The sequence below is a fragment of the Neolewinella litorea genome, from assembly GCF_004803465.1.
Lineage (GTDB): Bacteria > Bacteroidota > Bacteroidia > Chitinophagales > Saprospiraceae > Neolewinella > Neolewinella litorea.
The window spans coordinates 263,920-279,993 of record NZ_SRSF01000003.1 but is presented as its reverse complement, the minus strand read 5'-3'; the positions used below and the strand labels follow the sequence as shown (position 1 = coordinate 279,993).

Annotated in this window: 12 protein-coding genes and 1 tRNA gene; 12 read left to right on the top strand and 1 reads right to left on the bottom strand. The window is 62.2% G+C overall.

Annotated features, from left to right (window positions below):
* The first annotated feature begins 83 nt into the window (after positions 1-83).
* From E4021_RS09555 to accC, 5 genes are all read left to right on the top strand, one after another.
* Positions 84-509, top strand: coding sequence for an NUDIX domain-containing protein (locus E4021_RS09555; RefSeq protein ID WP_136458783.1), 426 nt, complete (start codon positions 84-86; stop codon positions 507-509).
* A gap of 63 nt (positions 510-572) precedes the next feature.
* Complete coding sequence (gene radC, locus E4021_RS09550) at positions 573-1,295, top strand: RadC family protein (protein WP_136458781.1); 723 nt, start codon at positions 573-575, stop codon at positions 1,293-1,295.
* 84 nt (positions 1,296-1,379) lie between these two features.
* Positions 1,380-1,940 (top strand): elongation factor P, encoded by a 561-nt coding sequence (gene efp, locus E4021_RS09545; protein ID WP_136458779.1) that lies wholly within the window; start codon positions 1,380-1,382, stop codon positions 1,938-1,940.
* 17 nt (positions 1,941-1,957) lie between these two features.
* The gene (accB, locus tag E4021_RS09540; protein WP_136458777.1) at positions 1,958-2,491 is read left to right on the top strand and encodes an acetyl-CoA carboxylase biotin carboxyl carrier protein; all 534 of its coding nucleotides are present in this window, start codon (positions 1,958-1,960) and stop codon (positions 2,489-2,491) included.
* Positions 2,492-2,498: 7 nt separating this feature from the next.
* Entirely contained in the window at positions 2,499-3,851 is a 1,353-nt protein-coding gene (gene accC, locus E4021_RS09535; RefSeq protein ID WP_136458775.1) for an acetyl-CoA carboxylase biotin carboxylase subunit, read from the top strand.
* 73 nt (positions 3,852-3,924) lie between these two features.
* On the opposite strand, the gene E4021_RS09530 is transcribed toward accC, so the two are convergent.
* On the bottom strand, positions 3,925-7,056 hold the full coding sequence (locus tag E4021_RS09530; protein WP_136458773.1) for a PQQ-dependent sugar dehydrogenase: 3,132 nt from the start codon (positions 7,054-7,056) through the stop codon (positions 3,925-3,927).
* A 126-nt stretch (positions 7,057-7,182) separates the two neighbouring features.
* Here E4021_RS09530 and corA point away from each other — a divergent pair, with 126 nt between their 5' ends.
* The 7 genes from corA (at position 7,183) to E4021_RS09495 (ending at position 15,819) form a co-directional block, all read left to right on the top strand.
* Entirely contained in the window at positions 7,183-8,268 is a 1,086-nt protein-coding gene (gene corA / locus E4021_RS09525; RefSeq protein ID WP_136458771.1) for a magnesium/cobalt transporter CorA, read from the top strand.
* A gap of 107 nt (positions 8,269-8,375) precedes the next feature.
* Complete coding sequence (locus E4021_RS09520) at positions 8,376-9,305, top strand: hypothetical protein (protein WP_136458769.1); 930 nt, start codon at positions 8,376-8,378, stop codon at positions 9,303-9,305.
* Positions 9,306-9,361: 56 nt separating this feature from the next.
* Positions 9,362-10,318: an acetyl-CoA carboxylase carboxyltransferase subunit alpha gene (locus tag E4021_RS09515; RefSeq protein WP_136458767.1), complete on the top strand. Its 957-nt coding sequence runs from the start codon at positions 9,362-9,364 to the stop codon at positions 10,316-10,318.
* Positions 10,319-10,376: 58 nt separating this feature from the next.
* Positions 10,377-11,282, top strand: a complete 906-nt coding sequence (gene dapA, locus E4021_RS09510; RefSeq protein ID WP_136458765.1) for a 4-hydroxy-tetrahydrodipicolinate synthase — start codon at positions 10,377-10,379, stop codon at positions 11,280-11,282.
* A gap of 23 nt (positions 11,283-11,305) precedes the next feature.
* A complete protein-coding gene (locus tag E4021_RS09505; RefSeq protein WP_136458764.1) occupies positions 11,306-13,822 on the top strand; it encodes an AsmA-like C-terminal region-containing protein in 2,517 nt (838 codons plus the stop codon).
* 103 nt (positions 13,823-13,925) lie between these two features.
* Entirely contained in the window at positions 13,926-15,689 is a 1,764-nt protein-coding gene (locus E4021_RS09500) for a T9SS type B sorting domain-containing protein (RefSeq protein WP_136458763.1), read from the top strand.
* Positions 15,690-15,748: 59 nt separating this feature from the next.
* Positions 15,749-15,819 (top strand) — tRNA-Cys (locus E4021_RS09495).
* Positions 15,820-16,074: the final 255 nt, after the last annotated feature.

The following is a 16,074-nucleotide window of genomic DNA, read 5'->3' as shown; positions in this document are numbered from 1 at the left end:
CTAGGGCGTTAACGCCCGGGCAGTACCTTGGGTTGGGTATATTGCGCCCCGCAAGCCTGCGCAAACATACGTCACTCCCCTGCATGGCCAAATTTAAGGTTTCCCTGAAAGCACGCCTCATCCTCGAGGATCGCGGTCGTATTCTGTTGCTGAAACAGACCAAACCCAACGGCGGGAACTACAGTCTGGTCGGAGGCACAATCGAGCGCAAGGAGTACGCCGTAGAAAGCCTCATCCGCGAGAGTTTCGAGGAGGCCGGTATCCGGCTTACCCCGGCCGACCTGAGCCTGGTGCACGTACTGCACAAACGCTACAAGAAAGCCCACCGCATCGTGCTGTACTTCCGCGCCCACCACTACGAGGGAGAGCCGGAGAGCCGCGAGCGCAAAAAATTCGAGAACGTGGAGTGGCACCCCTACGGGTCCCTGCCCGCCAACCTCACTTCCACGGTACGCCACGTGCTGAAGGCCTACAGTCGGGGTCGTCTCTATTCCGAAATGGAGAAGTAATCCGGCGGGCGGCCTATCTTTGAGCCGTTGCTCCCTCCCCGGCGGTCCGCCAACTACCGCCCGATGACTTATATATCCCCTACGGTGCCGCCGCTGCAGATGCGCGACCTGTGCCCCGATGAGCAACCCCGCGAAAAACTCCTCTACCACGGCCCCCGCAGCCTCACCGACGCCGAGTTGCTGGCTATCCTGCTGCGCAGCGGCATGCGGGGCGTCTCGGCCCTCGACCTGGCCCGGCGCCTCCTTCTCGATGCCTGTCATGACCTGCACGACCTGGCCACGCGGCAAGTGCAGGACCTGACCCGGACGCCCGGTGTGGGCAAGGTGAAGGCCATGCAACTGGTGGCGGCCTTCGAACTGGGCCGGCGACGGGAGTCGGTAGATCCGCGCGCGAAACCACTACTCTCGGACAGCGCCAGTTGTTTCCGGCACCTGCGGCCGCGGCTGTCCGATCTACACCACGAGGAGTTCCACATCCTCTGCCTCAACCGCGCCAACCGGCTGCTGGGGGCCCACACCATCAGCCGGGGCGGCACCACCGGCACCGTAGCCGATGCCCGCACGATCTTCCGTACCGCCCTGCAGCACGGGAGCGTGACCTCCCTGGTGCTGGCGCACAACCACCCCAGCGGACAACTGCAGCCGAGCGCCGCCGACATCCGGCTTACGGCCAAACTGGCCCGGGCGGCCCGGAGTCTGGACCTGCACCTCCTGGACCACCTCATCGTGGCCGGGCAGCGCTACTACAGCTTCGCCGACCACCAAATGCTGGAGGGGGCGGAATAGATATAGGGAGAAATCCTATCTTCGCGCTTCCTAACCGAATACGGGCCGAATGCTTACATTGTCCCGTGCCCTAAACCGAATCATATGGCCTCCACCTCAGATATAAAGAACGGATTCACCTTCCGGCACAACCACGATATCTTCAGCGTAGTCGAATTTCAGCACGTCAAGCCGGGCAAAGGTGCCGCCTTCGTGCGCACCAAGATCAAGAGCCTTTCGACCGGTCGCGTACTGAGCGAGACCTTCCCCTCCGGCCATAAGGTGGACGAAGTACGGGTGGAACGCCACAAGATGCAGTACCTCTACAAGGACGACATGGGCTACCACTTCATGAACGCCGAATCTTACGAGCAGGCCACCATTCAGGAAGCCATGATCGACAACCCCGGCTTCCTGCGGGAGGGCGACACCATCGAAGTGCTCTACAACACCGAAGACAATACTCCCCTGACCATCGACCTGCCCCAGTACGTGGAAATGGAGGTGACCTACACCGAACCGGGCGTGAAGGGCGATACCGCCACCAATACCCTCAAACCCGCGACCCTGGAGACCGGCGCGGAGGTTCGGGTGCCCCTCTTTGTGAACACCGGGGACAAAATTAAGATAGATACTCGCAGCGGCTCTTACATGAGCCGTGTGTAACTCACAACGCCCAACGCATGACGCTTAAAGACATTCAGGAACTGATTAAACTGATCACCAAGACCGAGGTCTCGGAGTTCAAGTACAAGGACGAGCAGGTATCCCTGCACATCCGCGGCAAATCCTATAATCCGGTTTCCGCCTCCGGTGCGGTGGCCCCCGCCCCGTCCATCATCAGCGTACCGGCACCGGCCCCCGCTGCTCCCAGCTACGGTCCTCCCGCTGCTGCCCCCGCTCCCGCACCGGCGGCCCCCAGTGGCGGCGGATCGGACGAGTCCTCCGGCAAGAGCGATGGAGAGTCCAAGACCAAACTGCTCGAGGTGAAGTCGCCCATGATCGGCACCTTCTACCGCTCTTCCTCCCCCGACAAGCCGCCCTACGTCAAGGTAGGCGACCGCATCGCCAAAGGCGACACCGTTTGTATCGTGGAAGCCATGAAGCTGTTCAACGAAATCGAATCGGAAGTGGCCGGTAAAATCGTCAAGGTACTGGTCGAAGACGCCCAGCCCATTGAATACGATCAACCGCTCTTCCTGGTAGACCCCTCTTAACCTCAGCATGGCCCAGAAATTCAACAAGATACTCATCGCCAACCGTGGCGAAATAGCGCTGCGCATTATCCGAACCTGTCGGGAAATGGGCATCAAGACGGTAGCCATTTACTCCACCGCCGACCGCGAAAGCCTCCACGTGCGCTTCGCCGATGAGGCGGTCTGTATCGGTCCGCCCGCCTCCGCCGAAAGCTACCTGAGCATTCCCAAGATCATGGCCGCCGTCGAGATCACGAACGCCGACGCCGTCCACCCCGGTTACGGCTTCCTGAGCGAGAACGCCGACTTCGCGGAAATCTGCCAGGACTACGGCATCAAGTTCATCGGCCCCCGCCCGGAGCAAATCCGGAACATGGGCGACAAGATCACCGCCAAGGACACCATGATCCGCGCCGGCGTACCCGTCGTGCCCGGCGACGGCACCCTGCTGAAGAGTGCCGAAGACGGCATGCAGCGCGCCGAGGCGATTGGTTACCCCGTCATGATCAAAGCCACCGCCGGCGGCGGCGGCAAGGGCATGCGGATCGTCAAGAGCAAGGATGAATTCATCAACGCCTGGAACAGCGCCCGCGCCGAAGCCAAGGCCAGTTTCGGCAACGATGGCATCTACATGGAGAAGTACATCGTTCAGCCACGCCACATCGAGATCCAGATCATCGGCGACCAGTACGGCAACGTCGTACACCTGAGCGAACGCGACTGTTCCGTACAGCGCCGCCACCAGAAATTGCTGGAGGAATGCCCCAGCCCCTTCATGACCGACGACCTCCGGCAGCGGATGGGACAAGCGGCCATCGAGGCAGGACAGGCCATCAACTATGAGGGTGTGGGTACCGTGGAGTTCCTGGTCGATGCCGACCGGAATTTCTACTTCATGGAGATGAATACCCGTATCCAGGTAGAGCACCCGGTCACGGAGGAATCCATCGATCACGACCTCATCAAGGAACAGATCAAGGTAGCCTACGGCGAAAGGCTCACGGGCAAGAATTACTTCCCCAAGGGCCACGTCATCGAGTGCCGCATCAATGCCGAGAACCCCTGGAACGATTTCCGCCCCAGCCCGGGCAAGATCACCAGCTTCCACAGTTCCAAGGGCCACGGCGTCCGGGTGGATACCCACGTCTACGCCGGTTACACGGTCAGCCCCTACTACGACAGCATGATCGCCAAGCTCATCGTGCGGGCCCCCACCCGCGCCGAGGCCATCACCAAGATGGAAAGAGCGCTGGACGAGTTCATCGTGGAAGGCATCAAGACTACCGTCCCCTTCCACCAGTGGCTGCTTAAGCAAGAAGACTTCCGCGAAGGCAACTTCGACACGGGCTGGCTCGGCAAGCAGCAACTGCCCCGCAACTAGTGTACTGCAAAGGCTTACGCCTTACCCCTTTCAAAATCGCTAATACTCCGCCCGGCCCGCAAGGGCCGGGTGTTTATTTTCCGGGCATGCCGCGATAAAAGGTCAAGCGATCGATCCACCCCAGGTCGGCGGGCCGGTGGTGGCCCATATCGTCGGCTACTACCCCACCCTCTCCTTTCCAGACCAGGTAAAGGTCCCCCCGCTCGTTCCGGGCCGGCAGTCGGAGATCGATCTCCCGGTAGCCTTCCGCAGCCGCCACGGTGGCCTGGCTCAGCAATTCTCCGTCCGGTCCGCCCAGGTAAAGTCCCAGGTCGCCTTCGCGCTCCGCGTGGAGCTGCAGTTGCACTCCACCGAGGTCCGTGAGGTCAACATCCGCCAGTTTCATCCAGCCGCCGGGCCGGAAGCTTACTACGCGGAAGGCGTTGCGCTGTCCGCTGCCCGGCACCGCGGCGCGGTACAACTCATCGGCGGCCGATTCGGCTTCGAGGTTCGGGTCGCGCAGTACCACGAGTCCCTGCCCCGTGAGGGCCGGCGTATTGCCCTTCCCCCCACCGTCGCGGTAACTGGCTGACAGCACGTAACTACCCGCTCCCTTACCGGGACGTACGGTACCGGCCAGGGGCATGCGACCTGCATTATTGAGGGAAAGAATGTAACCGACCATCACGCGGGCATCTTCATCCGATAGCGTGGGGTGGGCAGACATCATGCGTTCGCCCCAGTTGCCGTTGCCGCCGCGGATGACTTTCTCCGCCAGCCGGTTGATGGTGGCCGGCGCATCGTCGTACCGCTCGGCCACCTCCAGGTAGGAAGGGCCGACGTTCGCCGAGCGTTCCTTGTGGCAGGTGTAGCAATCCCCTTCATCGATGAGCGATTGCCCGGCGGCGTAGCGCAGGTCGCCGGCCGGGAGTTGGCGCTCGCCGCGCCGCAGGGCGGCAACGAGTTGCGGATCGTCGATCCAGTCGCCGTTCACCACGGCCTGACCAACTTCCAATCTACCGTCGGCGGCGTCCTCCTCGTCCTCTACCACCGTCCGGTAGCTGACTTCCGCCCCGTCGGAAAAGAGGAAGCTGGCATTGCCGGCAGTGACCAGGGTGACGCGGGGACGGGCGTTGCCGGCTACCAGTTCCCGACTGGCCTCGCTACGGGCCCCACTTGGGTCACGCACTTCCAGCCGTACGAGGTGTCGTCCGGCGGTGGCCAGGGTGGGTTCCAGCACTGCCTGCATGCCTACGAGTTTGCCATCGACGAACCACCGGTAAGACAGGCTGTCTGCAGGATCGGGATCAAAACTTTTCTCCGCGCTCAGCCGGGGCCGGAAGGGAATACCGCCGGCGGTTTCCGAGACGTCGGCCACGGCTACCGGGGGCCGGTTGCCCCGGCTGTAGGTGATGCGGACCAGCCGGGCGTCGGGGTTATTCATGAAGTAGTCGTTGCCGTATTCGAGCACGTACAGGGCGCCGTCGCGGCCGATCTTGAGGTCGATGGGTTTGCTGACCGGCCAGTCGGGCAGGAAGTCCTCGATCTGGACGACAGTGCTCCGGGCACTGTCGAGGGTGACGACCTTGATCCAGCTGCGGGCCCATTCGTAAATGAACCACTTGCCGTGGTAGTACTCGGGCAGGGCCCGCCCGGCAATGGGCAGCAGGCGGGTGGAATCGTAAAAGGGACCGGCCATGGCCGATCGCGATCCCTGACCCAACTGGGGATATTCCGTGCTCGGCCCGTAGGGGTACCAGATAAGCGCCGGCCGCGCCGGGGGCAGTTCCCGGCGTCCGGTATTGTGGGGCGAGTAGTTGCGCGGGGCGGCCGGATCGAAGAGGTCACCCACGGAATCGGTGGCAAAGTCGCGGTCGGGGTACGCGAAGTTGTTTCCCACGAAGTAGGGCCAGCCGTAATTGCCGGCCTCGCGGGCCTGGTTCCACTCGTCGTAGCTCTGGGGGCCGTACCGACCAGCCTCTCCCACATCCGGGCCCACGTCGCCCCAGTACAGGTAGTTGGTCCAGGGGTCCACGGTTAACCGGAAAGGATTGCGGGCTCCCATAACGTATATCTCCGGAGCGCCGTCAGAACCGTCGGCCGGAAAGAGGTTGCCGTCGGGTATGGCGTAGCCACCCTCCGCCAGGGGTTGGATGCGCAGGATCTTGCCGCGCAGGTCGTGGGTGTTTCCGCTGGATTTCTGGGCGTCGAAGGGTCCGCGGCCGGGGCGTTCGTCGATGGGGGTATAGCCGTCGCTTTCCTTGCTGCTGGTGTTGTCGCCGGTACTGAGGTAGAGTAGTCTGTCCGGTCCGAATTCCACACTCCCGCCGGAGTGGCAGCAAGTCTCGCGCTGCACCGGCACCCGCAGCACTTCGGTCTCCGAACCTTCCACCAGCGTACCGTCGCGGAACTCCCAGCGGCTGAGCAGCTGATCGGTAGAATCGCAGGGGGCGGGGCTGTAGTAAAGGTAGATGTAGTGGTTTTCGCGGCCGTAGTCCGGGTCGATGGCCAAGCCGTGCAGGCCGTCCTCGTAGTTGCCTTCCGTGCAGACGTCGAACTCCCGCACCACCCGGGTACTCCCGCGGCGGGGATCGTAGAGCTTCATCTTGCCCCGGCGTTCCAGGAAGAGGATCTGTCCGCCGGGCAGCAGTTCCATTTCCATGGGCTCGTAGATGTCATTATCCAGCACCTCCACCTGAAAGCGATCCCACTGCGGCGCGGGGGGCGGCAGGTCCACGGCTTCTCCCGTCGGGCGATCCGCGGTGGTGTAAAAAGCCTGCACCTCATTTTTGGCGGGCAGCGTGGCCGGGGCAAACACCCGCCCCAGGCCATGAGGCTCGATTTTGCCGACGGCCGCTTTCCGGATACGGGCGTACCAGTCCCACTCAAAGGGGACATCCGGGCGATCATCGTGGATGAGCAACCGCCCGCCGGCCAGTACGAAGCGCTCCACGGCCCGCCGCCGGTGGGGGGTCAGGCTGTCGAAGGTCGGCTCCACCAGCGCGAGGTTGCGGTACCGGAACAGGGAATCCTCGTCGAGCAGGGCGTAGCTACCGGCCGCCCGGGCACCCAGGTCGCCCAGTCCGTCCAGCCAGCCGTTGCCCGCTCCCCCCACCACCAGCAGGGGGCTATCGTCGGGCAATTCCACGTGTTCCAGCGAGCGGCGGCCGTCGGAGCAGGAAAAGAGAATCAGAAGGGCGAAAAGGGGAAGGAAATACCGAAGCATAAGCGTAAAACTATCGACCCGCCAAGATACTACCCGCCGGTGGTGCGGCCCGGGGCAAACGCTGTCGTTTACTTACCTTGCTCTTGCTGCTTTACCTTGCACCCGCGTCCGCGCCAACCTGCCCCTATGCGAATCTACAACCTGCTGCGCTCCAAGGAAGAAAAAGCTGTAACCACCCGGACCAAGGCCGGCGCCCCACCCGGCACCATGGTGTACACCGGTCACCGGCAGATGGAACAGGTACACATGCACCTGACGCAGTACCACGGCGATTTCCTGGAAGTGCAGACCGTGGAAGAAGACATCCCCACCCCCCGCACCGAGGAAGCCACCCTGTGGTACGACATGCGCGGCTTGCACAATCTGGAACTCGTGGAGCGCCTCGGCAAGCAGTACGGCATGCACCCCCTGGCGCTCGAAGACGTGGTGGACGTACACCAGCGGCCGAAGATGGAAGTCTACGAAGACGGCGTACTGATCGTGATCAAGGCCTTCGCATTCGAGCCCACCACCCGCGACCTGAGCATCGAGCAGGTGTCGATCTACCTCTCCGAATCCACCGTGCTGACCTTCCAGGAAGACGGCGGCGACCTGTTCCGCAGCGTACGCAAGCGGCTGGAGACCTCCAGCGGCCGCATCCGCAGCCGGGGGCCGGACTACCTGGCCTACGCCCTGGTAGACAACATCGTGGACAAGTACTTCACGGTGATTGATCAGATCGAAAGTGAACTCGACAAGCTGGAAGACACCATCATGCGCTCGCCGGAGATGTCGACCAAAAGCCAGATTCACGACCTGCGACTGGCCCTGCTCACCCTGCGCAAGAGCATCAGTCCGCTGCGGGAACTTATGAACCGCTTCAGCGATACGGAGAGCCGGCAGATCACCGCCGACACCCAGGTGTACGTGGCCGACCTGCGCGACCACGTCATCCAGATCACCGACCTGGTGGAAACCTACCGCGACGTGACCAATGGCCTGTATGACCTGTACGTGAGCGAAATCAGCTTCCGGATGAACAGCGTGATGCAGACGCTGACGATCGTATCTACGATCTTCATCCCGCTGAGTTTCCTGGTCGGAGTGTATGGCATGAACTGGGACAATATGCCGGAACTGCACACGCAGTACGGCTATTTCGTACTCTGGGGCGTGATGATTTGCATTATTCTCGGCATGCTCGCCTGGTTCCGCAGCCGGCGCTGGATCTAGTTCCGCGGCCGTGTGCCGGCCCCGGATGCGGAGGGGTGCGGCGGATGCTTTCCCGGAAACCGGAAATGGATTTGTAAATTTGCGCCTTCAACAAAGCGTTCGCGCCCATGAATAAACGTACCCTCACCATTATCGCCGTTATTCTGGCCCTGCTTTTGGTGGGCTCCCTGATCTGGGGCGTCACTACCCAAAGCAAGCTGGAAGCAGACTATACCGAGAAATCGGCCGAAGCCGAACAGCTCACCCTGCTGCGCGATAAACTGATGAAGTCGGTCGATAGCCTCGACCAGGCCTTCACCGAGGTGTCGAACGAGAACGCCGAACTGCAGGGGGAACTCACCGAGGCCCAGGAAACCGCCAAGCGTGCCCTCTACGACATGCGGCAGGCACAGGCCGCCCGCAAGAACGACAACAACGTGGCCTACCAGATGCGCGTGCAGATCGAGGACCTCATCAACGTGCGGACCATGCTGGAAACCAGCATCACCGAGCTGGAGGAGGAGAACCAGGACCTGCGCGAACGCAACGTGGCCCTGTCGCGCGACCTGAGCACCGCCAAGACCGAAGCCTACAATGCCACCAAAAAGGCCGACAACCTGAGCCGGATGAACGAAAGCATGGAGGCCGACCTGGAGCGCATGACGCTGGGGGCCTTCCGCGCTTCCGCCATGCAGGTGGACCTGCTGCGCAAAAACGGCTCCAACACCGCCAACGCCAGCCGCGCCCGCCGCATTTCGGTGAGCTTCGACCTGACCGACGTGCCGGAGCAGTACCTGGGCGTCCGCCCGATCTACCTCGTACTGACCGACGAGTCGGCCACCCCGGTCATTAGCGAAAATCCGGTACGGGCCAAAAGCATTGTCAACGGAGCGGAGAAGGACATCATCGCCCTCGAAGGCCGCGACGTGAATATCGAGCGGAACCAGCGACTGACCTTCACCCACGAACTCGACGACAAGCTCGCCGAAGGCTTCTACCGGGCCGAGATCTACACCGACGTCGGCATGCTGGGTTCGGCCAAGGTGCAACTGCGGTAAACCTGGCTCAGCAGCCGGGGACGGGATTACGGGAAATGATAAAAAGCTAACAACTGATGGTGTTTCTGGAATTTGAAAAGCCCCTCGAACAGCTCTACGAACAGCTCGAAAAGGTAAAGGAAGTAGGCGAAAACGGGGTGGTCGATATGCAGTCCACCATCGAAGAGCTCGAAGGGAAGATCAAGCAGACCCGCCGCGACATCTACGCCAACCTCACCGGCTGGCAGCGCGTACAGCTGAGCCGCCACCCGGAGCGGCCCTATACCCTCTACTACATTGAGCAGATGTGCCGCAAGTTCGTGGAGCTCCACGGCGACCGTTGCTACGGCGATGACAAGGCCATCGTGGGCGGCATTGGCAACCTCGACGGGCAGACCGTAGTCATCATCGGCCACCAAAAGGGCGTCAACACCAAGATGCGGCAGTACCGCAACTTCGGTATGGCCAACCCCGAGGGCTACCGCAAGGCCCTGCGCCTGATGAAACTGGCCGAGCGCTTCGGCTTTCCGGTGATCACCCTCATCGATACTCCGGGGGCCTTCCCCGGCATCGAGGCCGAGGAGCGAGGGCAGGCCGAGGCCATCGCCCGCAACCTCTTCGAGATGGCCCAGCTCCGGGTGCCCATCGTCTGCGCCGTGATCGGTGAAGGTGCCAGCGGCGGCGCTATTGGTATCGGGCTTGGCGACCACGTGATCATGCTGGAGAATACCTGGTACTCCGTAATCTCCCCCGAAAGCTGCAGCAGCATCCTGTGGCGCAGCTGGGACTACAAGGAACAGGCCGCCGACGCCCTCAAGCTTACCGCCGAGGACATGCACGGCTTCGGCATTGTGGACGAGATCGTCAAGGAACCCCACGGCGGGGCCCATTCCGCCCCCGACGAGATGGCCAAGACCTTGAAGCGCCAGCTCAAGAAAGCCATCGCCGCCATCCAGGAGAAGCCCATCGACCAGATGGTGGAAGACCGCATCAACAAATACGTGGCCATCGGGCCGGTGACCCACGCCGACTGAAGTCCGGCCGGCTCCCGTACCTTGCCACCCGGTTCACCCCGCTGATTCCAACTTTCCCATGCAGCAGTCCCTCCCCCCCTTCAGCGGCACCGGCGTCGCCCTCATTACGCCGTTTCGGGCGGACAAATCCATCGATTACCCCGCGCTGGGGCGCATCATCGACTACGTCATCGACGGAGGCGTGGACTACCTCGTCTGCCTGGGCACCACCGGGGAGGCCATCACCCTGAGTACCCAGGAGTGCCGGGAGGTGCTGGACTTCACCCTGCGCCACGTGGACGAGCGCGTGCCGGTGGTCGCCGGTTTCTTCGGCGGCAACTACACCGAGCGGCTGGCCACCTTCATCCGGGAGTACAACTTCGATGGCGTGGCCGGCATCATGTCGAGCAGCCCCGCCTACAGCAAGCCCCCGCAGGAAGGCATCTACCAGCATTATATGCGGATCGCCGAAGTAGCGCCCCGCCCCCTCATCATCTACAACGTGCCCGGCCGCACGAGCAGCAACGTACTGCCTGAGACCGTCCTGCGCCTGGCCGAGGAGAGCGATCGCTTCGCCGCCGTCAAGGAGGCCAGTGGTATACTTTCGCAAGCCACCGAGATCCTCCGCCACCGACCCGAGCGCTTCGGGGTCCTCTGCGGAGAAGATCCCCTGGCCACCGCCATGATCGCCGTAGGCGGGCACGGGGGCATCAGCGTGATCGCCAATGCCCTGCCCTCCCACTTCAGCCGCATGGTCACCGCCGCCCTCAACAACAACCTTACCGAAGCCCGGCGCCTCAATTTCGATATGCTCGACGTGCACCCCCTGCTGTACTGCGAGGGCAACCCGGTAGGGATCAAGGCCGCCGTATCGCTGCTCGGCCTCTGCGACAACCACCTGCGCGTACCCCTCGTACCCCTGAGCGGGGCCATGCAGGAAAAACTGCGCCTGGTACTGGATCAGGTACCCGACCTGCAACCTTAGTCAGCCACCCGGCTTTTACCGCCATGCGCTTCCTTCGCACTACGCTCGTCCTGCTCGTCATTATCGTCCTGCTGCCCCTGCTGGCGGTGCAACTCTTTGGCGGGCCCATCGCCCGGCAGGTAGTGGGCGCGCTCAACGAACGGCTGCAGACCGAGATCGTCATTCAGGACTACGACCTCAGCCTGCTGCGGTCCTTTCCCTATCTCTCGGTAGATCTCCACGGGGTCACCGTAGCGGGCAGCGACGGCAGTGCCCTGCTGGCATCCAAACGGCTGGCCTGCCGGCTCGACCTGAGCAGTCTTTTCGGCAAGATCCGCATCAATGGCATCGTGGTGGAGAACGGGAAGCTCCAACTGTTCACCGACGTGGACGGCAACACCAATTATCAGCTGGCCGGCTACACATCCGTAGGGGATGAGGGCGCGGACGCGGGTGCCGGGCCGGTGGAATTCGCCATCGATGAGGCGCGGCTCCGCAACGTGGTGCTGGTGTACCAGGACGCGCGTCTGCGCACCGATGCGCTGCTAACCGCCACTTCAGCCACCTTCAGCGGAGATTTCGGGGCCCGGCAGTACGTGCTCAACACCGAGGCTGAACTGGAGGTAGCTTACCTGGACCAGGAAGGCTACCGGTATCTGGACGGAAAGTCCCTGAGCCTCGACGCCCACACCACCATCGATCACATCGCGGATGCCTACACCTTTGCACCGCTCCGCCTCACCGCCGGCGACCTGACCGTGGAAGCCACCGGCAGCCTCCACCCTACCGAAGCGGGCGTCGTGACCGACCTGGAACTCAGCAGCAGCAGCGGGAACCTCGAAGATGTACTCGCCCTGCTCCCCCCCGCCTACGCCGCCCCCCTGGAAGAACTGGAGACGCGCGGCGACCTTAGCCTGTCGGCCACCGTCGTGGGACCCTGGTCGGCCCGGGCCTACCCGCGTTTCGACGGTCGCCTTGCGCTGACCGACGGCCGGGTGGAGAGTCCGCGCCTCGACGTCGAGGCGCGCGACCTGGACCTCGAAGCCTCTTTCGCCTACGTGGACGGCCCCACGGGGGGCGTGCAAACCTTTTCCATCGACCGACTTACCGGCACGGTAGACGGCGATGAATTTGCCGTTCAACTTCGGATGGAAGACCTCACCGACCCCCGCATCACTTTCGAAGCCGACGGCAGTTTCCCGGTGGCGGCACTTTCCGGTTTCCTGGCGAGCGATATGCTTAACGGCGGGGAAGGCACCCTGCAACTGAGCCAGGTCACCCTGGGCGGGCGATACGCTGATATGGTGGAGCCCCGCCGCATGGGCCGCGTCTCAACGGGGGGGACCGTCACCTTCGTGGACGCCGCACTTACCGTCAATGGTCAGGAAGTAATGCTGCCCACCGGCACCCTGGTGCTCGACGACAACGCGCTCACCCTGACCGATCTGGAAGTAGAAACGGGAGATACCAGGCTGCAACTTAGCGGTACGGCCACTAACCTGGTGCCGGTGCTGTTCGCCGACAGCCTGAATACCCGCGACGCGGCCCTCGTCTTCAACGCCACATTGAGCAGCGACCATTTTGACGTTGGCGAACTACTGGCCTTGTCCGGCCCCGACGCCGAAGTGCAGGAATCTTCCGGGCCGGTCACCCTCGACAGTCTGGGGCAGCGGGCCCGGGAGCGTCGGGGCCGCATCACCGAATTGCTCAACGGACGCTTCGAAGCCACCATCGCGGAGTGGAGATGGGACGAACTGGCGGGCGATAACTTTCGGGGACAGCTGCTATTCTCCCCCGGCCAGGTAACCGTACGCGGGCTTACCGACGCCATGGAAGGGGAATTTCGCATCGATGCCACCACGGATTTCGGACTCCTGACCCATACCCGGGCCCGAATTACGGCGGATGACGTGGACGCCGAGACCTTCTTCCTGCAGAACGAAAATTTCGGACAGGAATTCCTGACGGCCGACAACCTGAGCGGTCGTCTTAATGCACGGATGCTCCTTGACCTGTACTACGACGACGCCGGCGAGATCGATTATCCCCGGCTGCGGGCCCAGGTAGGAATGGAGATCCTGGACGGGGAATTGCACGATTTTGCCATGCTGGAAAACTTCGCATTCGCGCTCAAGTCCGGCGACCTGGAACGCGTTCGCTTTACCCGCCTGGCCAACTTCATCGAGATTTCCGACCGGACCGTCTATCTGCCGGCCATGCTCATCCAGAGCAGCGCCATCAACCTCACGGTGAGCGGCACCCACACCTTCGACCAGTACCTCGAATATTACGTCAAGGTGAACGCGGGCCAGGTGATTGCCAACAAGATCAGCCGCCACGACGATAAGCTGGAAGTGCTGCCGGCCCGCAATGGCCTGTTCAATCTCTACTACACCATCACCGGTCCGTTGGAGAGTTACGTAGTGGAAACCGACAAATCCGCCGTCAAGGACGATTTTCGTCGCAGTGCCTACCGCCGCGACCGCATTCGCGCCGCGCTGGAGGAAAGCTTCCAGACCCCGATCGAACTCCTTCCGACCCTGGAAGACACCGACGAATGAGTCCACGGTTGCCGGCCGGTCGTACCGCCGACCATTGGATCCGATAACACCCGGGGGCCTTGCGGTGTTATGGCGAAGAGTAGGAACCCTTACATCAACACCCTTGCGAACTACCCTTACTTTATTGGCACTGCTGCTGCTGGGCAGTCTGCGCGCGCAGATCGCCGCACCGGACTTCCTGTGCACCCGCTCCGAGGCGGGCGGTGAGATCCTCACCTGGCAAAACGTCGCCAACGACTGCGGTCCCTACCTGGGTACGCGCATCTACCGAGCGGAGGCCGCCGCGGGCCCGTATGCCCTGCTGGCCACCCTGACCGACCCGGCCGCCACGGAGTACCGCGACGAAAATCCGGCGGGCCTGCAGCTGTTCTACTATTTGGAATACGATTACGATTGCCCCGGCCAGGAGGTACTGCGCAGCGATACGCTGGACAGTTTCATCCCCGTGACGCCCGAGGTCCACTTCGTCAGCGTCGTCGACGGTGATCTGGTTATCTACTGGGACCCCTCCCCTTCGCCGGAGGTGAACCGCTACGTGATCCTGGAATTGACCGACAGCGGGGTTATTCCCCTGGATACCGTGGGGCTGGTTACGTCTTACCGTCTGCCCGGTAGATCCCCGGAGGAAGACCTTGACCGCCGCTTCCGGGTGGCGGCATTGGACGCGTGCGGCAACGACAGTCCGCAAAGCGCAATCCGATCGGCCCTGGGCCTGGGCGGTACCGGTGGCCAGGGTTGCGACTCCGAGATAACCTTCTTTCCGGTGGTGGGGCGCGATTCGTCCGGGAATTCCTCGGATTCTGTTTTCCAACTTGCCGCGGGTGATAGCCTACAGCTCTTCGTTTCCGTTAACGGAGGTGCCTACCGCCCCTCCCCCGCCGTAGCCGCCGATACGGTGCCCTTCCTCACCTACCGCGACGCCAACGACGGCGACAGCCTTTGCTTCTACGTGGAGATCGACTATGCGGGCCGCGACATCAACCAGCGTACGGCCGTCTTTTGCCAGACGGTTGAATTTGCTCAGCCGGTGCGGGACTTCCCGCTGTATGGCGTGGAACTCGGAACCGACGGTCGCCTGCGCTTCGCCTATTCCTATCCGGATCCACCGCCGGCCACCTACGCTACCCAACTCGAACGCCTCGGTCCCTCCGGCCCAATCAATATTCCGGAGCCCGTCGACTCCCTGCTCAGCCAACAAGTGGTGTTTATAGATCAGGCTGTGGCAGTAGCGGCCCGGGATTCCTTCCGTTTCGTGCTGACCGACGATTGCGGCCGCAGCGGAAGAAGTAACTACGTCAGTCCGGTCGTACTGGCGGCGGCCACCTTGCCCACCGACGCGGTGGAACTGGCCTGGACGCCCCTGGAGAACGGGTTACCCGGTACGCTTACCTACACGGTGTACCGTCTCTCGGCGGACAGCAGTGCCACGGTTTTGGCTACCGGAATTACCGCGCTTACCTTCATCGACGAAACCCCCATGAGCGGAGAACTGCCCTGCTACGTAGTGGAAGCGGACTTCCGTCCAGAGGGGCAAGCGGAGAATTTCACGTTCTGGTCGAACGTGGTCTGCGTAGCCCGCGAGACCGAAGTCTACCTTCCCAACGCCTTCAGTCCGACCGCCGACCAGGAAGTGAACCGCAGCTTTCGCCCGATTTTCACCGACCCAACGGGCCTGACCGGCTACCAATTGCAGGTGTATGATCGCTGGGGCGGACTGCTGTTTTCCGGAGAAGATCCTTTAGTGGGATGGGACGGAAGTCTCGGCGGGCAATTGGCGCCGGCCGGCAGCTACGTGTATATCCTGCGGTTTACCTCTGCGCTGGGAAACTTAGTGCAGGAGTCCGGCGTTGTGCACTTACTTTACTGAAAGAAACCAGTCGCAAAGTTTGGCGCTCCCCGCGCCCCCGTTTACTTTTGCGGCCTAATGGTTGGGTGGCCGAGTGGCTAGGCAAAGGTCTGCAAAACCTTGTACGGCGGTTCGAATCCGCTCCCAACCTCCCCCACGGCCCGGAGCCTGACATTGGTCAGGCGTTCGGGCCGTTTTATTTCCGGGCCGCTCCTGATGATGGAGGTCCGAAAGGCCGTTTCCACCGTTGGTAACGGATGATTACCCGATATAAAGTTACGTACGGTAATAGGCTATCCTGGTTATTACCCGGCACCTGCGTGCGCGCCCAATACCACGGAAAATTTAACTAAATGACTATTGGTAATCAGCGATTTGCGATATACTTTCCATTGGTTTATCACTA